The organism is Prosthecomicrobium sp. N25, assembly GCF_037203705.1.
In the GTDB taxonomy this organism is placed as follows: Bacteria; Pseudomonadota; Alphaproteobacteria; order Rhizobiales; family Ancalomicrobiaceae; genus Prosthecodimorpha.
On the sequence record NZ_JBBCAT010000003.1, the window covers coordinates 418,968 to 441,098 of the forward strand.

Below are 22,131 nucleotides of genomic sequence, written 5' to 3' on the forward strand. Positions count from 1 at the left end.
GGCGCATCCCGGGCGCCGCTGCGGGTCGTCACTTGAGCTTGCACTTGGATTCGGGCTTGTCGGTGCCCAGCGTGTCGAGGGGCGTGCGCTGGTGCAGGAACCCCGGCTGCGGCGACATCGACACGAGCGCGGCGGGCTGGGCGAGCAGGATCGGCTGACGGAGCTGCCAGTCCCAGTCCCGGAACGTCAATCCCACGCCCTTGAACGCCGCGAGTTCGAAGGAGGGGCCGCGGATGTAGTCGACGATCGGCTTGTAGTCGACCGACTTCACCCGGGGCGCCGTCTCGGTCACGGTCCGGACCGCCATCCAGACGTTGAAGTCGAGCGCCGTCATGGGCCGGTTGGCGAGGCGCTTGAAGCGGTTGTTGAGCTGCACCGCCCCGTGCTGCTCCGCCTGCGGGTGCCAGGTCGTCGGGGTCAGGCCCTGCGTGCCGGAAGTCGGCCGCGGGTCCCAGGTGTGGAACTCGACATAGTCGCCGAACTCGCCGACCTCGTCGGCGATCACCACCACGTCGTAGGAGAGCCCCTGCGTCAGGAGCGGCACCTCCTGCTGCGCCGTGCGCCGGCCGTCCGGTCCGAAGGTCCACTCCTTCTCGGCGACAATTTTGCCGGCGAACTTCTTCGCCGCCCGCCGCACCTCGCCCAGATAGGCCTGGTCGCCCGGATGCGGTCCGTAGATGACGAGCCAGTTGCGCCAGCGCTTCCAGACCAGGTACTGCGCGAGCGAATCCGTCAGCATCGAGCGGCTGGGCGCCACGTGCATGACGTTGTCCCGGCAGTTCTCGCCGCGCAGCGCATCCTCCTGCGCACCGGCGTTGAAGAGCGTGATCTCCTTGCCCTTCGCCGCGTCCGAGACCTTCAGCACCTTGTCGGCCGGCAGGTTGAGGACGATGAACTGCAAGCCCTTGGCGGTCAGCTCCGCGAAGGCCGCGACCGGGTCGCCGTCCTCCTCGATGACCACCTCCTCGAGCTTGAAGCTCTGCCCGACGAGCCGGCCGGTGGTGTTGGAATCGCGCACGGCGAGCCGACCCCCGGCGATGCCGTGGTCCTCCGGCAGCGGGTCCTGGTCGTAGATCGGCGGCGGCGGTGGCTTCTGCGAAATGATTCCGACCGTGAGCTCGGCCGCCGCGGCGGGGCCGGCCCAAAGGAACGCCGCGACAGCCGCCATGGCGGCGGGCCGTCTCCCGGACGATGCCATCCTGGTCCTCCCGATTGCTCTTCTGGTGGCGGACCCTAGCAGCGGCCGACCGCCTGACAACGACAATCCGCTAAGAAAATCATAAGTCCCACATGGGCTTGCTGGTCGACGGGAGCGCGCTAGCATGGTCCGGAGGGGCGGAACCGCCGCCCGTCGCCCGGAGTCTCCCCCGCCATGGCCGGACCGCTTCTTAGGAGCCTCAGAATCTCGGCCGCCGCCGCCGCGCTGCTGGCGGCGTGGCCGATTGCCGCGGCCGAGAGACCCAGGCTGGCGATCTTCGACTTCGAGCTCGCTTCGGGCGGCATGCCCGCCGACCCGACCGGCATGACCGCGGCCGGCGCCGCCATGCTCCAGGGCAACAACCGCCTCGCCGAGGACGACCGGCGCCGCCTCGGCCTCGCCACCGCGGAGCTGCGCCGCCTGGTGGCCGAGAAGGGCGACCAGGCGGTCGTCGACCTCGCCCCGATGGCGGAGAAGCTGAAGGACGCCGCCCCCCTCCACAAGTGCAACGGCTGCGACGCCGACCTCGCCCGCGAGGCCGGCGCGGACTTCGCGGTGCTCGGCAAGGTCCAGAAGCTGACGCCGGTCCTCGTCCATATCGACATCGCGGTCCGGGACGTCGCCGCCGACACGGTGGTGCGCACCATGAGCGTCGACGTCAACGGCGACACCGACGAGATGTGGGTCCGCGGCGTCCGCTGGCTCTTCCGCAACCGCTTCGCCGAGCCCCCGCTCGCCCGGGCGCCTTGACGCCCCTCCCCCATTCGCAAGGACATACCATGCCGACCATGCTCGCCGCCGCCCTGCGTTCGGCCCTCCTCGCCGTTGCCCTCGCGCTGGCCGGGCTCGCCCCGAGTTCGGCGGCGGCCGCCAAGGTCAAGGTCGCGCTCTTCCTGTTCGAGCTCGAGGACACCAGCCTGGAGGGCGAGCTGCGCGGCGAGCGCGCTGACGAGACCGCGCGCCTGCGCCTGGTGACCGACGAGGCCCGCCGGCTGATCGCCGAGGCCGACCCGGACGTCGCGTTCGTCGACCTCGCGCCCGTCGCCGCGAAGCTCGCCGAGAAGGCGCCACTCTACAAGTGCAACGGCTGCGAGGCGGATCTCGCCCGCGAGGCCGGCGCCGACCTCTCCGTCTCGGGCTGGGTCCAGAAGGTCTCGAACCTCATCCTGAACCTGAACCTCTCGGTCCGCGACGCCCGCACGGGGGAGCGCCTCCGCCTCTACTCGGCCGATATCCGCACGAATTCCGACGAGATGTGGCTGCGCGGCATGCGCTACCTCGTCAAGAACCGGCTGATGGAACATCCCCTGTCCTCGGGGCGGTGAGGCGCGCCGGGCCGCGGCCGGTCGGGCCTGCGACATTCCGGCGCCCGCCTTCCCGGGCCGGCGCCCCTCCGCTAGGGTGCCGGCCCGCACTCGAAGGTGACCCATGCCCAAGCTCCTCGTCAGCGTCGCCGACCCGGCCGAGGCCATCCTGGCGCTCGACGCCGGCGCCGACCTGATCGACGCCAAGGATCCCGCCGCCGGCGCGCTCGGGGCCCTGCCGGAGGCGACGATCCGGGCCATCGTCGCCGCCGTTGCCGGCCGGCGCACCGTCACCGCCGTGATCGGCGATCACGAAGACCCCGGGGCCGCCCTGGACGCCGCCGCCCGGGTCGCCGGGACGGGCGTCGACATGGTCAAGGTCGGCCTCTTTCCCGGCCCCGGCCGGGCGCGCCTGGTCGCCGACCTGGGCCGCGCGCTCGCACCGCAGGCCAGGCTGGTCGGCGTGCTCCTCGCCGATCGCAACCCGGATCTCGCCCTCGTGCCGGCCGCGGCCGAGGCCGGCTTCGCCGGGATGATGCTCGACACGGCCGGCAAGGCCGGCGGCCTTCTCACGCTCATGGGCCTCGATCGCCTCGCCGAATTCGTGGCTCTCGCCCGGCGCCACGGCCTCATGGCAGGCCTCGCCGGCTCCCTGCGGGTGTCCGACATCGATCGCCTCGCCCCGCTCGGCGCCGATCTGCTCGGCTTCCGCGGCGGCCTCTGCGAGGGCCTCGACCGTCGCCGCCCGCTGCGGCGCGACGCGGTGGCCGACGCCGCCGCGCGGCTCGGGGCCGTCGCCGCCCCCCGCCCCGCCGCCTGACCGATGCCCGCCGCCGCCCCCGTCGTGGTCAAGCTCGGCGGTAGCTTGATGACGGGCGCCAACCTGTCGGTCCTGCTCGACGCGATCGCCGCCGCCCGCCGCCCGGTCGCGATCGTCTGCGGCGGCGGCCTTTTCGCGGACGCCGTCCGCGCCGCCCAGCACCGCCTCGGCTTCTCCGAGGGCCTCGCGCACCGCCTGGCGCTCGACGCCATGGGCCATTTCGCCGAGTTCGTCGCCGAACTGCGCCCCACCTTCCGGCTCGCCGCCGCCCCGGCCGAGGTCTGGACGGCGCTCGCCGCCGGCGCCCCCGTGCTCTGGCAACCGGCCGCGCTCCGGGCCGGCGACCCGGCCATCCCGGAATCCTGGGCCGTCACCTCCGACAGCCTCGCCCTGCACCTCGCCGCCGGGATCGGGGCGGCGGCGCTCCTCCTGGTGAAGTCGGCGGAGCCGTCCCCGGGCGCCGACCTGGACGGCCTCATCGGGCGCGGCTATCTGGACCAGGCCTTCCCGGCTTTCCTCGCGGGCTATTCCGGTATAGTCCGCCTCCTCGGCCCGGCCGACCACCGGCGGCTCGGACAGGCGATCGGCGACCCGGCGGCCGCGATCGGGACGGAACTCCGGCGAGCGAGGGATTGAGAGCGTGGCGAAGGACGTCGTGACACCGCGGCTCGGATGGGCGCTGACCGGCTCCGGCCACTATTTCGTCGAGTGCCTGACGGTCATGCGCCGCGTGCCCCACCTTGACATCTTCGTCACCAAGGCGGCCGCCGAGGTGATCCGCATGTACCGCAAGGAGTTCGAGCTCCTGCCCGCCGACACCCGGATCTTCAAGGACACCACCGCCAGCGCCGCGCCGGTCGGCAACTTCTACAAGGGCCAGTACCACGCTCTCGTGGTCGCCCCCGCGACATCCAACACGGTCGCCAAGGCGGTCTGCGGCATCTCCGACACGCTCGCCACCAACGTCTTCGCCCAGGCCGGCAAGTGCCGCGTGCCCTCTATCGTCTTCGCCTGCGACACCGCCCCCGAGATGGACACCGAGGCGCCCTCGGGCTGGGTCAAGGTCTATCCGCGCCGGATCGACCTGGAGAACACCGAGCGGCTCAAGGGGTTCGAATACACGACCGTCGTCGAGACCCTGCCCGATCTCGAGGCGGCCGTGGACGCCGCCCTGAAGGCGGCCGGCCAGGGCTAGGGTCCAGCCCCATGAGCGACGAGCCGCGCCCCGACCGCATCCTGCTCCTCACCGGCCACCTCGCCCGCCCGCGGCTCGAGAAGACGCTGGCCGAGATCGGCGGCCGGGGACCGGGCGGCGCGACCTTCCAGTGGCAGGTCGCCGACGTCGGCGTGAAGGTCGCCGCCCTGATGACCGAGGACATCATCCGCCGCCGCGTGAAGCCGCCGGAGGGCACCACCCGCATCGTCGTGCCTGGCCGCTGCCGCGCCGACCTCGCGGCCCTCTCGGCCCATTTCGGCGTGCCGGTGGAGCGCGGACCGGACGAGATCGTCGACCTGCCGGCCTTCTTCGGCCGCGGCGCCCGCGAGCCTGACCTCTCGCGCCACGATCTCAGGATCTTCGCCGAGATCGTCGACGCCCCGGATCTGGACGTCGCCGGCGTGGTCGCCAAGGCGAAGGGCCTCGTCGCCGCCGGAGCCGACGTCGTCGACCTCGGCTGCCTGCCCGACACCCCCTTCCCCCACCTCGCCGACTGCGTGAGGGCGCTGAAGGCCGAGGGCATCGCGGTCAGCGTCGACAGCGCCGACCTGGCCGAGCTCCTGACCGGCGCGCGCGCGGGCTGCGATTTTCTGCTGAGCCTCAACGAGGACACGCTCGACCACGCCCGCGACGTCCCCGCCGTGCCGGTCCTGGTGCCCGCCCGCCCCGGCGACCTCGACAGCCTGGTGCGCGCCGCCGAGCGCATGGAGGCCTGGGGCCTGCCCTACATGGCCGACCCGATCCTCGACCCCATCCACTTCGGCTTCACCGCCTCGATCGTCCGCTACCACGAGTTCCGCCGCCGCATGCCCGCGGCCGAGATGCTGATGGGCACCGGCAACCTCACCGAGCTGACCGAGGCCGACACCTCGGGCATCACCATGACGCTGCTCGGCATCGCCTCCGAACTCGCCATCCGCAACGTATTGGTCGTGCAGGTCAGCCCCCACACCCGGCGCACCATCGAGGAGCACGACGCGGCCCGCCGCATCCTCTTCGCCGCCCGGCACGACGGTGCCCTGCCGAAGGGCTACGGCGGCCGGCTCGCCACCGTCCACGACCGCAAGCCCTACGCCAACACGCCGGAGGGCGTCGCCGCCAACGCCGCCGCGGTCCGGGACAGGAACTACCGCATCGAGGTCGTCGAGGACGGCGTCCACGTCTACAACCGGGACGTCCACGTGGTCGCCCGCGAGGCCCTCGACGCCTTTCCGCATCTGGGCGTGGAGGCCGACGGCAGCCACGCCTTCTACCTCGGCGCCGAACTCGCCAAGGCCGAGACCGCCTTCCGTTTGGGCAAGCGCTACGCCCAGGACGAGCCCATCGACTGGGGCGCGGCATGGGACCGCAAGGAGGAGGACTTGACCCGCCTGAAAGCCGCGGGCCACACCTTGGCGACCAGGAAAAAGCGAAGCGAGCCCGGCGCGGAGCCGGCCGTGGACCCCGGAGAGGACGCGGACTGATGCCCTTCATCCTGGAGACCGTGGTCGCCACGAAGAACGCCGACGACACTTGGCACGTCGCCCCCTACGGTCTGATCCGCGAGGCGGAGCTCTGGGTGCTCGCCCCCTTCCGCCCCTCCCCGGCCATCGACAACCTGCGCCGCCACCCCTTCGCGGTCGCCTCCGGGCCGACCGACATGCGCGTCGTCGCCGGTCACGTAACCGGCCGCCGCGACTGGCCGATGGTGCAGGCCGACAAGGTCGACGGCATGCGGCTCGCCGACTGCTTCGGCCACATCGAGTTGCAGGTCCTCGAGGCCACGGACGACGAGACCAGGCCGCGGTTCCGCTGCGGGGTCGTCCACGAGGCGGCGCACAAGCCCTTCGCGGGCTTCAACCGCGCCCAGGCGGCGGTGCTGGAGGCGGCCATTTTGTCCACTCGCCTTCACATGCTGCCGAGAGATAAGATCGAAGCCGAGCTGAAATATCTGGATATCGCCATCGGCAAGACCGCGGGCGAGGCCGAGCGAGAAGCCTGGACCTGGATCGTCGAGAAGATCGAGGCCCATTTCGCCGGCCTGTCCTGAAGACGCAACCGGAGGAAACCATGAAGCATGTCCTGCTGACCGCCCTCGCTGCCGGCGCCCTGCTGACCGGCGTCACGATGGCTGACGCCCACGGGCCGACCCGCCAGAAGGTGACCGAGACCATCGAGATCAACGCCCCGGCCGCCAAGGTCTGGTCCGTGATCGGCAACTTCCAGGACATGAGCTGGCACCCGGCCGTCGCCAAGCAGGAGGGCAAGGGCGGCAACGACGTCAACGCCACCCGCACCCTGACGCTCCAGGGCGGCCCCGTCATCCCCGAGGAGACCCTCGAGAAGTATGACGGCCCGGGCATGAACTACAGCTACCGGATCACCAAGGAGGACGTGAAGGTCCTGCCCGTGACCAACTACACCTCGCGAATCGCCGTGACCGAAGAGGGCGGCAAGTCGAAGGTCGAGTGGCGCGGCGCCTTCTACCGCGGCTTCCCCAACAACGATCCGCCGCCGGAGCTGAGCGACGAGGCCGCCATCAAGGCCATCACGGGCGTCTACAAGTCCGGCCTGGAGGCCCTGAAGAAGAAGGTCGAGAGCGGCAGCTGATGGCCGCCCGCGCCCGGGGCCTCGCCCTGGCGGTCGCGGCAGGGCTCGCGGCGGCGGCCCCCGCAGGCGCCGACGAGGCCTTCGTGACGAACCAGGGCAGCGACGACCTGACGGTCGTCGACCTCGACAGCCTGAAGCCCGTGGCGACGATCCCGATCGGCGGCAAGCCGGCCGGGATCGCGGTCTCGCCCGACGGCGCCCGCGCCTACGTGACGAGCCCGGAGTCCAAGGTCCTGACCGTGGTGGACACGGCGGCCCGCACGGTCTCACGTCGGATCCAGCTGACCGGCGGCCCGCTCGGGGTCGCGGTCCACCCCTCGGGCAGGCCCGTCTACGTCGCCGACTGGTACGCCCACCGCCTCGTCGCGGTGGACCCGGACGCCGGCACCGTGACGGCCGAGATCTCCGTCGGCGAGAGCCCCTCGGGGATCGCCCCGACCCCGGACGGCCGGCTGGTCCTCACCGCCGACCGCGATTCCGACCAGGTGTCGATCGTCGACGCCGCGGCGGCCCGCGCGGTGGCCACCGTCAAGGTCGGCACCCGACCCTTCGGGGTCACCGTCTCGGCAGATGGGGCAAGGGCCTACACGGCGAATGTCGGCTCCAACGACGTCTCGGTGATCGACATTCCGGCCGCCCGCGAGATCGCCCGCGTGCCGGTCGGCAACACGCCCTACGCGGTTGCGCTGGCCGGCGGCCGCGCCTTCGTGACCGACCAGCACGGCGACACGATCTCGGTCTTCTCGACCGCCGACCTGAAACCGATCGCCCGCCTCGACTACGGCGGCGAATACCCGGAGGGCATCGCGGCGACGCCGGACGGACGCCGGATCCTGGTCGCCGACTGGTTCTCCAACACCCTGTCGGTGATCGACGCCGAGACCCTGAAGCGGATCGCGGCCGTCAAGGTCGGCGACGGCCCGCGCGCCTTCGGGGCCTTCGTGCGCGCCACCCCCCGATAGTCGCGCGTCAGAGGAGCGCCATGGCGACCGCCGGCGCGCAGGAGCCCGTCCAGGGCGCCGCCTCCCCGTCCGCCGGGACCAGGTCCTCGAAAGCCGCCACGGTCCGCCCGAGCCGCCGCGCGACTTCGCCGACCACCGCCCGCCCGATCCCGCAGGCGATGACCGGGCCGACGCCGCCGCCCGGCACTCCGGATTCCGCCAGCAGGCAGCCGTCCTGCACGAGCCGGACCTGCCGCTCCGCGAAGACCGCGGCGAGGCCCCGCCAGGCCGCCTCGTCGGCGGCCGCGACGTCCACCCCGATCATGCGCGACAGGCGCAGCCGGCTCTCGGCGGCCGACTTGCCCCGGCCGTCCGCGGTCGGATGCTGGTCGACACCCTCCGGCAGGACGCCGAGCACCCGCCAGGCATCCGCCGCGGTCGCGAAATACTCGGCCATCACGCCGAGGCGGCGCCCGCCGAAGGGCACCTCCGCGGCGAGCGCCATCAGGGGCGTGCGGGTCAGGCCCGTATAGACGAGCTCGCCGCCCGAAAGCCGCTCCGCGTCCGTGTAGCCGCGCGCCGCCGGGCGTCCCGCCCGGATCGGGATGATGTCGGTCGTGGTCGATCCCATGTCGACCAGGAGCCCGTCCCCGATGCGGGCGCCGGTGAGCGCGGCGGTCGCATGCCAGTTGGCCGAGGCGACGTCCTCGGCCCGGCCCCCGGCGGCCTCCGGCGCTAGCCAGCCGGCCCGGCCGCCGTAGATCGCCACCGCCCCGCCCAGATGCGCCGCCGCGCGGGCGGCAAGGCTCGCGACACCCTCGGCCCGGCTCGAGAACAGGTCGACGAGTTCGCCCGTCATGGTGGCGGCATGACTGTCCGCCGGTCCGAGCCGCCCCAGGATGGCCGCGAAGGCGGCGTCCAGGTGCGGCAGGCCTTGCCACAGCGGGCAGGGCTCCTGCACCACGGCGGCAATTCGCCCCCCGACCGCGAGCGCCGCCTTGAGGTGCGCGCCGCCGATGTCCCAACCGATGCGCCGGCCTTGCCCGGCGCCCCCGTCCGATGCCACCCTGATGCCTCCCGACCGGAGAGATGCCTTGGAGATCGTTCCCGTCCTGGATCTGAAGCACGGGCTGGTCGTCCGCGCCAGCCGCGGCGACCGGCACAGCTATGCGCCGATCGTCACGCCTCTCTCGCCCTCCCCCGAGCCGCTCGGCGTCGCCCGCGGCCTCATGGCACTGCACGCCTTCCGTCGCCTCTACATCGCCGACCTCGACGGCATCGAGGGCCGGGACCGGAACGATTCGACCGTCGCGGCGCTGGGCGCGGCCTTTCCGGGCGTCGAGTTCTGGGTCGACAACGGCCTCTCCGAGGAAACCGCCTGCCGCGCCTGGCTCGCGCGACACAGGGCGCGTCTCGTCGTCGGCAGCGAGAGCCAGCGCGACACGGGCCTCGCGCGCCGCCTCGGGCCGGGCGCCGTACTGTCGCTTGACTTCCGCGGCGACGCCTTCCAGGGCCCGCCGGCCCTGCGGGAGGACCCCGGCCTGTGGCCCGAGGACGTGATCGTCATGACCCTCGCCCGGGTCGGCAGCGGCGCCGGCCCGGACCGCGACAGGCTGGCGGAGATGCGTCGGCGGGCCGCGGACGTTCGGCTGTGGGCGGCAGGCGGCGTCCGCGACCGGGCCGACCTGGAGGCTCTCGCCGACCTGCGCGTGTCCGGTGCCCTGGTGGCCACGGCGCTCCATGAAGGCCGCATAACACCTACGGACCTCGACGCCCTGGCATTAAGTTAGTCAACTGACATTTCTGAGATGGAAACAGTGGCGGATTCTTTGAACTGAAACGATATAGTTGCAGACAGCGGTGCCGCATTCGCGGCAATTGCCCAGGAAATCATCAGGAGTGAACCGGACTGCACGTGCATGCAGCGTGAAATCATCAAATATTCTCTTTACTTAAGGCAACGCTTGAGCCTTCCTGACCGTGACCGGCCGAAATATCAGTGCCGGAGGAAAAGGAGTCAGACATGTCGATTGCCAAGTTCGCGGCCGCCGCCATGGTGCTGCTCGGAGCCGTTTCGGCTGCCCGGGCGGACCAGGAGGACATGGCGGAGCGCGAGGAGTTCTATCGGGTCCTCAACGGCTACTACAACAAGCCACGCCCGGCTCCGGCCACGGGGAACGCCGTGAAGGCTTCTCCTGCCCCGAAGCCGGCGCCCGCGGCATCCCGCCCGGCGAAGCGCACGACCGCGCCGCGGTGAGGCCGGATCGACCCGTTCCGCAAGGCTCCGCGCCGGTTCCCTGTCCCCGGTGCCGTGGCGGCATCCCGGGGTGCGACCTCCGAAGCCGGGGGCTGAAACGAAAACGGGGACGGCACCCTTGCCGTCCCCGAATCCGGTCCTTCACTTTCCGAAGAACTTGGCAACCAACCGCTGGAGCAGCCCCCGCGGCATCGCCGGGGTTTCCGGCTGCCCAGGGTGGTTTCCTGTCTAAGCCCCGAAGGGATGCTTCACGGAGTCGCGCTTCGCGGTGACGTCAGCGGCCTTCGGCTCGCCGGCGACGGCGCGCTTCAGAGCGAGCTTCGTGGCCTCGTAGTTGAACGACTGGATCTTGGCGTCGTCCTCGGCTTCCCAGTGGATGAACACGCCGACCAGGACGTACACGTCGTCGGCCTCGTCGGCCGGGATCGTGCCGTCGGCGACGCAGTCCTGCACGGCCTTGGCCACCGCATACTGCGCGGGGCCGAACATCTGCACGGCCTGCTTGGCGCCCTTGATCGTCACCTTGTTGAACATCAAGGTGTTCGGCTTGCACGGCAGGTTCGGCGCGATGACCGCGAGGAGCGACGTGAAGCCGTCCTTGTTGTTGGTCAGGCTGTTGCAGAACGCCGTCTCGGCAGCGCTGTTGCGCGGTCCGACCAGCAGGTCGATGTGTGCGATTTCGTTCCCATCGCCGACGAGCGCCTCGCCGACCATCACCTTATTGATTTTCGCCATCTGTAAACCTCCCAGTACAAACCCGGTTTCCGCGCCAGAGGCAACTCCCGTGACACGGCCCCCCGCCTATCCTTGTTGTCAGCGCCCGGTACCCCATCGTGAAGAGGGAGCCTCCGAACCGGTTCGCCAGATAGCGCGGTAATTCCCAGACGGTGCGGAGCCTAATCCGCGCCATGACGGGCGGCAAGAGAGCCCACATACGGGTTTTCACGTATTCTGCCACATTCTCCGGTGCAAAATCGTCGCAACCGTCAGGTCCGCGGAGGTGCCGGGGTTTATCCCCCGGCTCTTCCAAGCGGAATCCGTCTGCAACAGGATGACGCGCGCCTCTGACGTTGCGACAGTTTCGCGCAGGCGCGAGGCCTCGCGCCGGATCTCCTCGGCCGTTTCGGCGCCGTGCTTGCGCAACACGTGGCTGTCCGGGAAGGCCGCCAGGAAGGCGAGGTAGGTCTCCGTCACGGCCTGCGGACCGAAGCCGGACCGCGCGACCGCGGCATCGAGCGCCGGCAGCCCGACGATCCGGATGTCGCGGAAGCCGGTGGCATACTGCCGGGCGATCGAATCGCGGTCTGCCGCCGCCGCCATGGCGGCCAGGAGGTCGCCCGCCGGTCCCCGCACGTCGTGCTCCGGCACCGCGCCGAGCCCGCCCGGATCTGCCAGCCGGATCGCCGCGAAGACGTCTTCCGCGTCCCGCGCGTCGAGACCCGCGAGCACCTCTGCGATCGCCACCCACGGCTCGCCGCCGCGCTCCGCGGCCGCGGCCAGCGGACCGGCGAGCAGCAGGATGCCGAGGTTGGTGTTCTGGCCGACCGCCGCCCAGGTCGCCCGCATGGCGCCGAGGATGCGCGCCCCGACGCTGGCGCCCCGGGCCGCCACGTGCGGGGCAGCCGCCTCGGCGCTCGCTTCAAAGTCGCGCACCGTCATCCGGTGTCCGGCCGCGTGGACATGCACGTTGCCGGGCTTCAGCGCCTGAAGTTCGTCCAGGCACGCCGCCCGGAACGCCGCCGCGATCGCCGCCGCGCCGAGCCCGCTCATCCGCCCACCCCGAACGCCGCCCGCGCCAGGTCGCCGGCCACCCGATCGGCGATGTCGACCGAGGCGACCGACTGCAGCCCCGACCAAGCCGGCATGCTGTTGACTTCCAGCACCAGGTAGGAACCGCCCGCCGCCTCGACCAAGTCGACCCCGGCAACGTCCGCCCCGACCACCTCCGTCGCCGCCAGCGCCAAGTCCGCCGCCCGCCGGTCCGGCGTCCAGGCCTCCGGACGGCCGCCCTGGTGGACGTTGGTGATCCAGGTCTCGCCGTGCCGCCGCATCCCCGCCACCACCGCCCCGCCGGAGACGAACACGCGGTAGTCCCGGAACCCGCCTGGGGCGGCGACGAAGCGCTGCAGGTAGTAGACCCCTGCGACCCCCTCGGGCCCGGGCAGGTCGGCCGCCGTCTCGATGAGGCGCAGGCCCTTCCCCTGCGCCCCGAAGAGCGGCTTGAGGACCAGCGGCCCGCCGGCCTCCGCCAGGACTGCCGCCGCAGCGGCCGCATCCTCGGTCACCCAGGTCTCCGGCGTGGGCAGCCCGGCGCGGGCCACCAGGAGGCTCGTCATCGACTTGTCGACGCAGGCCTCGATCGCGCGCGGCCGGTTCCAGACCGTCACCCCGGCGGCGGCCAGGCCGTGCAGGACCCCGAGCCGCACCGTCACCGCCTCGAAGCTGCCGCCCGAGATCGTCCGCACGAAGGCGGCGCGCGGCAGACGGCCGTCGTAGCCGGGAATGCGGATCGGGTCGCCGCCCGCCCCGGTGCGGAAGCCGACGCGTTCCAGCGGCACGATGTCGGCCGGGACCCCGCGCCGCTCGAACCCCGCGATGAGGCCGCGGACGTGCCAGTCGCGCCCGTCCGCGAAAACCACCGCCCGGTCGAGGATCTCCGCCATGGGATCAGCCGAAGGAGGCGTCGAGGAGCCCCTCCGCGATGGCCCCGGCCCTGTGGCTCATGCCCGACTCCAACGACGAGACGACGACCGCGGCCGGGGAGAAGAGCATCGAGTCGATGGCGTAGAAATCGCCCCCGAAACGGGAGAAGACCTGCGCGAAGGGCGATCCGTAGTCCCGGGAGCCCGAACTCGGCAGCTTGTGGGCGAGGTCTCTCGCCTCGTCGTCCGGTCCTTCGACGAAGAGATGCACGAAGCCGCCGTAGATGATGGCGTCGTTCGTCCGACCCATGGCGGTGACGAAGTCCGGTGACGGCGGCGCCAGCGGCGCGACGCCGACCCCGTCGACCACCCGCCCCATCGGGAAGCCGAGCGCGTGGACCTTGTGCAGCGCCACCTCGAGCACCCGCGCCACCACCTGGGTCGACCCGGCGAGGCTCTGCGTCGGGGCGTACAGGAAGGTCAGCGCCGTCGGGGCGACGCCGGTCGACTCGGCCACCGTCCGCACCACGGCCTCGGGCGGCGGCGCGGCAGTCTCCAGCACCAGCGCGGCCGTGTCGGCCCGGTCCGAATAGCCGATGTCCTCGTAGATGTGCTCCTTGGCGTAGATCGCCCGCGCCGGGCCCGAGCCGAGCGCGAACCAGTCGCCGTCCGACAGGCTCCAGCCGGCATACTGGCTGCCCAGGCACGCGATCACCGGGTCGGCGGCGCCGACCCGGATCGCCGTCGGCCAGCGCGGGGTCGTCACCGAGGGGACGATAGCGACCTGCCCCAGGCCGCCCATGCAGATCTCGGCGAGTCGGCGGCCCGCCTCGATTCCGCCCCTCACCGTCGCCCCGGCGTCGACGAGGCGGCACCCCAGCGGCCCCTCATACACCCGGGCGCGGAGTTCGACCGCGTCCGCGGCGAATCCGTCGACCAATCCGCGCGCGAGCCCGTTCACGCTCGGCTTCGTGGAAATTCCATCCATTCTCGTCATCCCCCCAAGGGCCTCTCGCCCGCCAGTCGACGGACCGCCCGGGACCTCTCCTCCAGTCGGGCGCGGACCTCTCCCAAAGTCCCGCCCGTCGAGATCACCGTCGCGATGGGATCGTGTGCGGCGACCGCGGATCCCGGCTCGGGCCTATCGAACACCCAGTCGGGCCACTCGGCTTCACGCACCGCAGCAAGGTCCGCATCCGCATAGACCACCGCGGCGCCCTGCACGGGCCCAGAATTCGTATGTAAATCAAAGGATTGTCCGTTGCATGAACGGACCTGCGCCTCGAAGAGCGGCAGATCGCCGCAATCGAGCACCGGCAGCGACGCCCCTGGCCGCGGATTGATCTCCAGAAGCCTCCAGGACCGGTCGTCGAGGAGCATGTCGGCGCTCGCGAGGCCGAGGAGGCCGAGCGCCCGGGCGAGACGCTCCACCTTCGCTTCGATCTCGGCCGCCAGCGCCGGGTCGAGGACGATCGGCCCCGCGATGCCGCCGAACCGCCAGGGCCTTCCGGGCTTGGGATCCGGCCACTGGCTGCAGAAGCCGATCGACCGGACGCCGTCTGGGCCCGCCACGAAGCTGAGAGAAACCGGCTCGCCCTCCGCGAACTCGGCCGCGTAATGCCCGGCCGCGAGCGGCCCCGCCCGCCGCGCCGGCCGCACGTGCACGCCCCCGGACCCGCCGATCCGCTTGACGAGCCAGCGCCCGCCCTCCGGCACCGCGGCGGCGACGCGCGGCATCGGGATGCCGAAGTCCTGCGCCAGGGCGGCGAGGCGGAACGGATCCTTGGCGGCCCGCACCGCCTCCGCGCCGGATCCGAGGAGCCGGAACCGCGCCGCCAGGCGGGCGATCAGCCCCGGCCGGTCCTCGAAGCCGGAGCCGAGCACGAGCCCGATCGGCGGCGACGGGGCGCCCGCGGCCAGCCGTTCGAGCGCCGCCAGGAGCGAGCGCCGGCGAAAGCCGGTCCGCAAGGCCCCCTCCACCGCGACCGCCGCCGCCGCGAGCGCCCTGGTGTCGAGGTCGGCGAAGAGGTCGGCGACCAGCGGCACGTAGCCGGCCCGCCGCGCCGCCGCCGCGAGCGCGCGGCCCGACTGCGCCGCGATCAGGACGGATGCGCCGGATCCCGAAGCGTCAGCCAATGAAGGCCCGCGCCTCGTCATAGGCGTGGCGGAAGTCCAGGACGAGCGGCTCGCTCGTGGTGATCATCCGCTTCAGGAGGCGGTGCTGCGCCTGGTACTTGACATTGCCGATGGCGAGCGCGCCGAGTCCTACCGCCTGGCCGAAGCCGAGCGGGTCGCCGTTGGCGAAGACGTCGACCCCGTGCACACCAGGGGGCGGCACGGCATTGACGTCGGCGGCGATCAGCAGCGACTTGGCGGCCGCCACCTGCTCGGCATCGAGGATCTGCACGCCCGCGGGGCCGGCGGCGAACAGCACCTCGGCGTCGATCGCCAGCGCGGCGTTCTTCTCCGGGCTCGACCCGTCGGCCGGCTCCACGTCGACGCCGAACCGGGCCTTCATGTCGGCCGCGATGCCGCCCACGCGCTTGGTGCCGTCATAGCCGACGAGCTTCACCTTGGCGCCCTCCTGGGCGGCGATCACCGCCGCCGAGAAGGCGACCACGCCCGTGCCGCCGTAGATGACCACGGTCTTGCCCTTGAAGGTGGTCTGGAACTTGGTCTCCAGGAGCTTCGCCGCGCAGGCCACCATGCCGGCCGCGGTCGTGAAGGAGCCGGCCGGATCGGCCATGAGGTTGACCAGGAACGGCGGCACGAGGCTGTTCTCGGCCGTCTTCATCATGTCGAGTGCCGCGATGGCGTTCTTGCCGGCGAAGAAGATGCCCTGCCGGACGGCATCGGCGGGCGAGCGCGAGAAGATGGCGTCTTGGACGAGGCCGCGCACCTCCTCGGGCGTGACGGACGTGTAGGTCGCCAGCACGTCGTAGCCGGCGTCCGCCGCCATGTTCACGTCGAACGGGCTCATGTGCTTGAGCGGCGTCAGCATGTGCAGGATGTTCTTGGCCATGTCCCGGGGCTCCCTTTGGGCGGGAGCGGCGGGTCACCCCCCGTCCGGCTCCGCCTCGATGCGCGCACCGTGGTTTCTGCCCCTCGCCACGACGAAATACAAACCGTCCGGCGTGCGGTCATTCACCGCAAGTCCAGCGACCGCCCGCTCCGCCTCCGCCTCGGAGCCGAAGAGCGCGAAGCCGGTGGGGCCCCACGAACTCTGCCCGATCCCCGCCGCCCCTGCCGCCTCGAGGGCCCGGCACGCCGCCCCGACGCGCGCCGAGGTGAAGCGCCCGCCCCCCTGCGCGGGGGCGAAATGATCGCCGAGCCGGGCCTGCACCTCCGAGACGGCCGCCCCGAAGGCGGCGAGGTCGCGATCGGCGAGCGCGGGCAGCATGCGCATCAGGACGACTCGGCACAGATGCGCCGCATCCTCCGCCGGAAACCGCGGCAGGGCGCGGAACGCCGCCGTCTCGGCCTCTCCGTGCACCCCGTCCACGGCCTCGTCGAGCACCAGCACGATTCGCCAGTCCTCCGGATAGGGGAGCCTCGCGACGATCGGCGGCGGCCGGTCGCCCGGCCCCTTGCCGCCGTCGAGGACGAAGCCCCCGGTCTCGAAGGCCGCGACCCCGATTCCCGATCGGGCACCACGGTCGAGCCGCGCCGCCATGGCGCCGGCCTCGAAGGGCAGGCCCTCCAGCCGCGCCACCGCCGCGCCGATCGCCAGCGCGAGCTGCGTGCCCGAGCCGAAGCCCGCATGCGGCGGGATCGTCCCGGCCACCACCAGCTCGTGCCGCATCGGCAGGCCGAGTGCGTCGCAGGCGGCCTTCAGGTAGCGGTGCGCCCGCATGACCTCCGCCCCCGACACGCTCGGGACCTCCGCGCGCCGGATCCTCACCGTCGCGGCCGGCCGGTCGACCGCCAGCCCGATGGAGCCGAATCGGCGTCCGAGGTCGCCGTTGAGGTCGAGGAAACCGATATGCAGGCGCGCGGGCGCGGTCACGCGGACCGCCTCCGCCCGCGTCTGGACGCGCGCCATGCCGCCCCCTAGTTGACCGGACAGGACTCGGGTGGTCCGGACGGATGCGCCGGACGAGGGCTGCGAGTTTGGCCTCTCACAGGGGGAATCGCAACGATGACCGAACGTTCCAAGGAACGAACCTACACGGACGACGAGGTGACGGCCCGCCTCGCGGCCGAACTGCCCACGTGGCGCCTGGAGGACGGCTGGATTCGCCGCACCTACAAGACGTCCAGCTGGAAGGGCACCCTGATGGTGATCAACACCGTCGGCCACCTGGCCGAGGCCGCGTGGCATCACCCGGACCTCACCGCCTCCTATGCCTGGGTGGAGGTCCGCCTCATGAACCACGCCGCGCGCGGCATCACCGACAAGGACTTCGCGCTCGCCGCCAAGATCGAGGAGGTGGTCATGTGGCAGCCCGGCCTCGAGGGCAAGGGCCTGGAGGGCACGCCCCGCAAGGACCTGCGCTTCAGCTACATCAAGTACGACGACGACTGATCCTGAGAATTCCATAAGAACGAATTTGCGTACTGCGTCGAGTTGTCTCGGCGCCGGGCGAGGCTTTCTGCGCCTTCCGCACCTGCGGCGCGACTTGCATTTCGGACCGGTGGGGTGACATCCTTGGGCCCTTAAGAAGATCAGGAGGAAACGTGTCGTCCGAGAATGACTTGGGCCCGGCGGTGCCTGCCCCGGCGGACCCGGGGAGCGCTGTTGCGCGAGCCGCCGGCATCCTCCGTTCCGCACGCTTTCCCGTGGTGGCCGGCCTCGGCACCGATGTCGACGGCCTGCGCGCCGCCCTCGATCTGGCCGCGCGTCTGAGGGGCGCGATCGACCATGCGGCCGGCCGCGTGCTCGCCGACGAGATGCGTGTCTTCGCCGACACCGGCCAGATGAACACGACGCCTGCCGAGGCGCGGCACCGGGCCGACCTCGTGCTCCTCGCCGGCCCCGGCGCGGTCGCCTACGCGGCCTCCGTTGGCCTTTTCGACGACGCCCATCCGCTCTATCCCTGGCGCACCGAGCGCACCGTCCTGACCCTCGCCATCGGCGGCAAGCACCCCAACGAACTCGGCACCGCGACCACCTCGGTGATGTCGCTGGACGCCGATCCGACGCGGGTCGATCGCCTCGCCGGCGCGCTTCGCGCCCTGGTCGCCGGGCGCGCGCTCGGCCCGCTCGGCGCCGCCGGCCCGAGCCCCGCCGAACTGCGGACCGCCGCCGACCTCCTGAAGGGCTGCCGCTTCGGCGTCCTCGTCTACGACCCGGCCGAGTTCGATCCCCTCGGCATCGAGATGCTGCAGGGCCTCGCCAAGGACCTGAACGCCGCGACCCGCTTCACCACCCTGCCCGCCCCGCCCCCGCTCGGCGGGCGCATCGCCACCATCGTGTCCGCCTGGTCGACCGGCATGCCGCTCCGCCTAGGCTTCGGCCGGGGCTACCCGGAATACGACGACTGGCGCTTCGAGGCCGAGCGCCTCGTGGTCTCGGGCGAGGCCGACGCCCTCCTGTGGGTCGCCCCGCTCGGACCGCCGCTGCCCGCCTGGGCGCCGCGCGACCGCACGGTCGCGCTCGTCGCGCCCGGGATCGCAGCGGACGCCGCCGTGACCATCGAGGTCGGCGTTCCGGGTGTCGATCACGGGGCGACGCTCTACGGCGCCGAGCGCGACGGCTTCGCCTTCGTGCCCGCGATCGCGCCGTCCGCGCGGCCGTCCGCCGCCGCCGTCCTCGCCCGCCTCGCCGAGGCCTCCGCGCTGGGAGCCGCCGCATGATCCTCCGCCTCGCCGGCGGCCGGGTGATCGACCCGACCCAGACCCTCGACGCCGTCCGGGACGTCTTCGTGCGCGACGGCCGGATCGTCGCCGCGCCCGACCCCGGCGAACCCGTCGAGACCCTCGACGTCTCCGGACGGATCGTCATGGCCGGCGCCGTCGACGTGCACAGCCACATCGCCGGCGGCAACGTCACCCTGTCGCGCCTGCTCCTGCCGGAACTGCACGCCAACGAGGCGCCCGCCCCTGCCGGCATGCCCTTCGCGACGGCCGGCTGGTCGACCTGGGAAACCGGTCGGCTCTACGCCGAGATGGGCTTCACCACCGTCATCGAGCCGGCGCTGCCGCCCACCCACGCGCTGCAGACCCACCTGGAGCTCTGCGACCTCCCCGTCATCGACAAGGGCGCGCTGACGGTCGTCGGCAACGACGATGCCCTGCTCGACCTCCTGCGCCGCCGCGAGGGCCGCACCGCCGTGCGCGACGCGGTCGCGTATGCCCTGAAGAACAGCCGCGGCCTCGGCCTCAAGGTGATCAACGCCGGGGGCGCGCCGGCCTTCAAGTCGAACCTGCGCGCCTTCGACTTCGACGACGTGGTGCCCCACTACGGCGTCACCTCGCGCGAGATCGTGACGGCACTGCTGGACGCCGCCGCCGACATCGGCGTGCCGCATCCGCTCCACGTCCACTGCAACAATCTCGGCGTCCCGGGCGCCCCCGACACCGTGCGGGCCACCATGCAGGCCGCCGAAGGGCGACGCATGCACCTCGCCCACGTCCAGTTCTACTCATACCTTGCCGACCCGGCCGGCGGCTTCCGCTCCGGAGCCGAGGCCATCGCGGCCGCCATCGCCGAGCACCCGAACGTCTCCGTCGACGTCGGGCAGGTCATGTTCGGCCCGACCGTGACCATCTCGCTCGATATCATGAAGCAATATGCTGGCCACCCCTACGCGAGCCCGAAGAAGTGGGCGCTCGTGGACGGCGACGCCGAGGGCGGCGGCATCGTGCCGATCGACTACCGGCGCAAGAGTTGGATCAACCAGCTCCAGTGGGCGATCGGCATGGAGCTGTTCCTGCTCTCGCCCGACCCCTGGCGGGTCCTGATGACGACCGACCACCCGAACGGCGGGCCCTTCACCAGCTATCCGCAGATCATCCATCTCCTGATGGACCGCGGCGAACGCAACCGCTGGATCGAGGCGATGCCCGAGGAGGCGCGCAAGCGCACCGGCCTCGCCGCGCTCGAGCGCGAGTACACGCTGGCCGAGATCGCCATCATGACCCGTGCCGCCCCGGCCCGGCTCCTCGGCCTCCACGACCGAGGCCACCTGAAGCCGGGTGCCGTGGCGGACGTCGCCGTCTACGACGACCTCGCCGACCGCTCCGCCATGTTCTCCAAGGCCCGCCTCGTCCTCAAGGACGGCCGGGTCGCGGTCCGCGACGGCCGCTGCACCGGCTGGATCTTCGGCCGCACCCACACGCTCGCCCCGGGCTACGACACCCTCATGGACCGCGCCATGGGCGACTACCTCGTCGACCGCTACGGGGTCGGCCGGGACGCCTTCGCGGTTCCCGACGAGGCCTTCGGCGAGCGCCATGTCTTCAAGGTCGAGCCATGTCTGAACTGAGCCTCAACGGGGTCCGCATCGACGACGGCTTCGCCGAGGCCTTCGATATGGCGGCGACCGGCGTCGTCGTGACCGCGCCGACCGCCAAGTGGGCCGAGATCGCCGCGCGCACCATGACGGGCTTCGCCACCTCCGTCATCGCCTGCGGCTGCGAGGCCGGCATCGACCGGGCGCTCTCCCCCGAGGAGACGCCCGACGGCCGGCCCGGCTTCCGCGTCCTGATCTTCGGCTTCGACGGCGGCGGCCTGCAGACGCAGTTGCAGAACCGTGTCGGCCAGTGCGTCCTGACCAGCCCCGGCTCGGCCTGCTTCTCCGGCATGGACGGCACGAAGAAGCTGAAGCTCGGTGCGACGCTGCGCTATTTCGGCGATGGCAACCAGATCGCCAAGCGCCTCGGCCGGACGCGCTACTGGCGCGTGCCCGTGATGGACGGCGAGTTCCTGATCGAGCACATGACCGGCCTCTCCGAGAGCGCCATCGGCGGCGGCAACGTGCTGATTCTCGGCCGCAGCCACGCCGAGGTGCTGGCCGCCTCGGAAGCGGCCGTGGAGGCCGCCTCGACGGTGCCGGACGTGATCCTGCCCTTCCCCGGCGGGATCGTCCGTTCCGGCTCCAAGGTCGGCTCCAAGTACAAGGGCATGATCGCCTCCACCAACAACGCCTACTGCCCGGTCCTGCGCGGCGACCCCGGCTCGGCCCTCGACCCGGACACCGAGTGCGTGATGGAACTCGTCATGGACGGGCTCTCCTTCGAGGCCATCAAGGAGTCCATGCGCCGCGCCGTCCATGCGGCCTGCGCGTTCGGGCCGGCCAAGGGCATCACCCGGATCTCCGCGGGAAACTACGGCGGCAACCTCGGTCGCCATCACTTCCATCTGAGGGACCTCGTCTGATGGCCGCGCTGACCCTCCGGCTCCTCGGCGAACCGCCCGAGCGGCTCGACCTCTCCGCCGTCACCCCGGCCGCCCTCGCGGGCCTGTCCGCCGCCGCCATCGCCGCGATCCCGGTCGGCACCACGGCCGCCGGCCTCCGCCTCGGCGACGTCTTCGCGATCGCCGGCGACGACCCTTCGGAGATCCGCATAGAGGGCGGCTCGCCGCGCCTCGACCGGGTCGGCATGGGCCTCGAGTCGGGCTCGATCCGCGTCGCCGGGTCCGTCGGCCTGGAGGCCGGGCGCGGCATGAAGGGCGGGACCCTCACGGTGGAGGGCGATGCCGGACACCGCGCCGGCGCCGGGATGACGGGCGGCACCCTGGCGATCGGCGGCGACGCGGGCGATTTCGCCGGCGGCGCGCTGCACGGCGCGATGGCGGGCCAGGACGGCGGCATCCTGCTCGTCCGCGGCCGGACCGGAGAACGCACCGGTGATCGGATGAAGCGCGGCCTCGTCGTCGTCCTCGGCGGCACCGGCCCCCACCCCGGAAGCCGGATGGCGGGCGGCACGATCCTGACCGCCGCGCTCGGCGATCGTCCCGGCACGCTGATGAAGCGCGGCACCCTGATCGCCGCCACCGTCGGCGATCTGGGCCCGACCTTCGTGCCCTCCGGCGGCTACGAATTGCCCTTCCTCGGCCTCTTCGCGCGCCACCTCGCCGCGACCCTGCCCGAAGCCGCGTCGCTCGTGCCGCGTCGGGCCGAGCGCCTGCGCGGCGACATGGCCGCCCTCGGCAAGGGCGAGATCCTGCTCGCGAGCCGCTGACCGCCCGTCCGGCCGACCCAGGCTACCCGCGTCAACCT

The 22,131-nt window shown here is 72.1% G+C and carries 25 protein-coding genes; 16 read left to right on the forward strand and 9 right to left on the reverse strand.

The window, feature by feature from the left end; translation table 11 throughout:
• Window positions 1-28: 28 nt before the first annotated feature.
• Window positions 29-1,168, reverse strand: a complete 1,140-nt coding sequence (locus tag WBG79_RS21160) for an ABC transporter substrate-binding protein (protein ID WP_337359213.1) — start codon at window positions 1,166-1,168, stop codon at window positions 29-31.
• Window positions 1,169-1,372: 204 nt separating this feature from the next.
• Here WBG79_RS21160 and WBG79_RS21165 point away from each other — a divergent pair, with 204 nt between their 5' ends.
• From WBG79_RS21165 to WBG79_RS21205, 9 genes are all read left to right on the forward strand, one after another.
• Complete coding sequence (locus tag WBG79_RS21165; RefSeq protein WP_337359214.1) at window positions 1,373-1,948, forward strand: DUF3280 domain-containing protein; 576 nt, start codon at window positions 1,373-1,375, stop codon at window positions 1,946-1,948.
• A 29-nt stretch (window positions 1,949-1,977) separates the two neighbouring features.
• Window positions 1,978-2,523 (forward strand): DUF3280 domain-containing protein, encoded by a 546-nt coding sequence (locus tag WBG79_RS21170; protein WP_337359215.1) that lies wholly within the window; start codon window positions 1,978-1,980, stop codon window positions 2,521-2,523.
• Window positions 2,524-2,626: 103 nt separating this feature from the next.
• On the forward strand, window positions 2,627-3,322 hold the full coding sequence (locus WBG79_RS21175; RefSeq protein ID WP_337359216.1) for a (5-formylfuran-3-yl)methyl phosphate synthase: 696 nt from the start codon (window positions 2,627-2,629) through the stop codon (window positions 3,320-3,322).
• A 3-nt stretch (window positions 3,323-3,325) separates the two neighbouring features.
• Window positions 3,326-3,958: an amino acid kinase family protein gene (locus tag WBG79_RS21180; RefSeq protein ID WP_337359217.1), complete on the forward strand. Its 633-nt coding sequence runs from the start codon at window positions 3,326-3,328 to the stop codon at window positions 3,956-3,958.
• A gap of 4 nt (window positions 3,959-3,962) precedes the next feature.
• Window positions 3,963-4,517, forward strand: a complete 555-nt coding sequence (locus WBG79_RS21185; protein ID WP_337359218.1) for a flavoprotein — start codon at window positions 3,963-3,965, stop codon at window positions 4,515-4,517.
• A gap of 11 nt (window positions 4,518-4,528) precedes the next feature.
• Window positions 4,529-6,001 carry a DUF6513 domain-containing protein gene (locus WBG79_RS21190; RefSeq protein ID WP_337359219.1) on the forward strand — a complete coding sequence of 491 codons (1,473 nt, stop codon included), beginning with the start codon at window positions 4,529-4,531 and terminating at the stop codon, window positions 5,999-6,001.
• Window positions 6,001-6,567 carry a DUF447 domain-containing protein gene (locus WBG79_RS21195; RefSeq protein WP_337359220.1) on the forward strand — a complete coding sequence of 189 codons (567 nt, stop codon included), beginning with the start codon at window positions 6,001-6,003 and terminating at the stop codon, window positions 6,565-6,567. The genes WBG79_RS21190 and WBG79_RS21195 overlap by 1 nt, the downstream gene beginning before the upstream one ends.
• Before the next feature lie 20 nt (window positions 6,568-6,587).
• Window positions 6,588-7,127, forward strand: a complete 540-nt coding sequence (locus WBG79_RS21200) for an SRPBCC family protein (RefSeq protein WP_337359221.1) — start codon at window positions 6,588-6,590, stop codon at window positions 7,125-7,127.
• On the forward strand, window positions 7,127-8,089 hold the full coding sequence (locus WBG79_RS21205) for a YVTN family beta-propeller repeat protein (RefSeq protein ID WP_337359222.1): 963 nt from the start codon (window positions 7,127-7,129) through the stop codon (window positions 8,087-8,089). Before WBG79_RS21200 ends, WBG79_RS21205 begins: the two co-directional genes overlap by 1 nt.
• 7 nt (window positions 8,090-8,096) lie before the next feature.
• On the opposite strand, the gene WBG79_RS21210 is transcribed toward WBG79_RS21205, so the two are convergent.
• Entirely contained in the window at window positions 8,097-9,134 is a 1,038-nt protein-coding gene (locus WBG79_RS21210; RefSeq protein WP_337359223.1) for a hydantoinase/oxoprolinase family protein, read from the reverse strand.
• Window positions 9,135-9,162: 28 nt separating this feature from the next.
• Between WBG79_RS21210 and WBG79_RS21215 the strand changes: the two genes are divergently transcribed.
• On the forward strand, window positions 9,163-9,858 hold the full coding sequence (locus WBG79_RS21215; protein WP_337359224.1) for a HisA/HisF-related TIM barrel protein: 696 nt from the start codon (window positions 9,163-9,165) through the stop codon (window positions 9,856-9,858).
• A gap of 233 nt (window positions 9,859-10,091) precedes the next feature.
• Window positions 10,092-10,325, forward strand: a complete 234-nt coding sequence (locus WBG79_RS21220) for a hypothetical protein (protein ID WP_337359225.1) — start codon at window positions 10,092-10,094, stop codon at window positions 10,323-10,325.
• Window positions 10,326-10,553: 228 nt separating this feature from the next.
• Here the strand turns inward: WBG79_RS21220 and fae are convergent, their stop codons facing one another.
• The 7 genes from fae to WBG79_RS21255 all read right to left on the reverse strand — a co-directional run bounded on the left by fae (window position 10,554) and on the right by WBG79_RS21255 (window position 17,009).
• On the reverse strand, window positions 10,554-11,060 hold the full coding sequence (gene fae, locus WBG79_RS21225; protein ID WP_337359226.1) for a formaldehyde-activating enzyme: 507 nt from the start codon (window positions 11,058-11,060) through the stop codon (window positions 10,554-10,556).
• Window positions 11,061-11,267: 207 nt separating this feature from the next.
• On the reverse strand, window positions 11,268-12,095 hold the full coding sequence (locus WBG79_RS21230; RefSeq protein WP_337359227.1) for a triphosphoribosyl-dephospho-CoA synthase: 828 nt from the start codon (window positions 12,093-12,095) through the stop codon (window positions 11,268-11,270).
• The gene (locus WBG79_RS21235; protein ID WP_337359228.1) at window positions 12,092-12,988 is read right to left on the reverse strand and encodes an ATP-grasp domain-containing protein; all 897 of its coding nucleotides are present in this window, start codon (window positions 12,986-12,988) and stop codon (window positions 12,092-12,094) included. Before WBG79_RS21235 ends, WBG79_RS21230 begins: the two co-directional genes overlap by 4 nt.
• Before the next feature lie 4 nt (window positions 12,989-12,992).
• A complete protein-coding gene (gene mch / locus WBG79_RS21240; protein ID WP_337359229.1) occupies window positions 12,993-13,955 on the reverse strand; it encodes a methenyltetrahydromethanopterin cyclohydrolase in 963 nt (320 codons plus the stop codon).
• Window positions 13,956-13,960: 5 nt separating this feature from the next.
• Entirely contained in the window at window positions 13,961-15,103 is a 1,143-nt protein-coding gene (locus WBG79_RS21245; RefSeq protein WP_337359230.1) for an ATP-grasp domain-containing protein, read from the reverse strand.
• Window positions 15,096-15,989: an NAD(P)-dependent methylenetetrahydromethanopterin dehydrogenase gene (locus WBG79_RS21250; protein ID WP_337359231.1), complete on the reverse strand. Its 894-nt coding sequence runs from the start codon at window positions 15,987-15,989 to the stop codon at window positions 15,096-15,098. The genes WBG79_RS21245 and WBG79_RS21250 overlap by 8 nt, the downstream gene beginning before the upstream one ends.
• 33 nt (window positions 15,990-16,022) lie before the next feature.
• Window positions 16,023-17,009 carry a beta-ribofuranosylaminobenzene 5'-phosphate synthase family protein gene (locus WBG79_RS21255; protein WP_337359232.1) on the reverse strand — a complete coding sequence of 329 codons (987 nt, stop codon included), beginning with the start codon at window positions 17,007-17,009 and terminating at the stop codon, window positions 16,023-16,025.
• A gap of 96 nt (window positions 17,010-17,105) precedes the next feature.
• On the opposite strand from WBG79_RS21255, the gene WBG79_RS21260 reads away from it, so the two are divergent.
• The 5 genes from WBG79_RS21260 to WBG79_RS21280 all read left to right on the forward strand — a co-directional run bounded on the left by WBG79_RS21260 (window position 17,106) and on the right by WBG79_RS21280 (window position 22,093).
• On the forward strand, window positions 17,106-17,492 hold the full coding sequence (locus WBG79_RS21260; protein WP_337359233.1) for a 4a-hydroxytetrahydrobiopterin dehydratase: 387 nt from the start codon (window positions 17,106-17,108) through the stop codon (window positions 17,490-17,492).
• 152 nt (window positions 17,493-17,644) lie between these two features.
• Window positions 17,645-18,763, forward strand: coding sequence for a hypothetical protein (locus WBG79_RS21265; protein ID WP_337359234.1), 1,119 nt, complete (start codon window positions 17,645-17,647; stop codon window positions 18,761-18,763).
• Window positions 18,760-20,394: a formylmethanofuran dehydrogenase subunit A gene (locus WBG79_RS21270; RefSeq protein ID WP_337359235.1), complete on the forward strand. Its 1,635-nt coding sequence runs from the start codon at window positions 18,760-18,762 to the stop codon at window positions 20,392-20,394. Before WBG79_RS21265 ends, WBG79_RS21270 begins: the two co-directional genes overlap by 4 nt.
• Window positions 20,382-21,287 (forward strand): formylmethanofuran--tetrahydromethanopterin N-formyltransferase, encoded by a 906-nt coding sequence (fhcD, locus tag WBG79_RS21275; protein WP_337359236.1) that lies wholly within the window; start codon window positions 20,382-20,384, stop codon window positions 21,285-21,287. Before WBG79_RS21270 ends, fhcD begins: the two co-directional genes overlap by 13 nt.
• On the forward strand, window positions 21,287-22,093 hold the full coding sequence (locus WBG79_RS21280; protein ID WP_337359237.1) for a formylmethanofuran dehydrogenase subunit C: 807 nt from the start codon (window positions 21,287-21,289) through the stop codon (window positions 22,091-22,093). Before fhcD ends, WBG79_RS21280 begins: the two co-directional genes overlap by 1 nt.
• The last annotated feature ends 38 nt before the right edge of the window (window positions 22,094-22,131 follow it).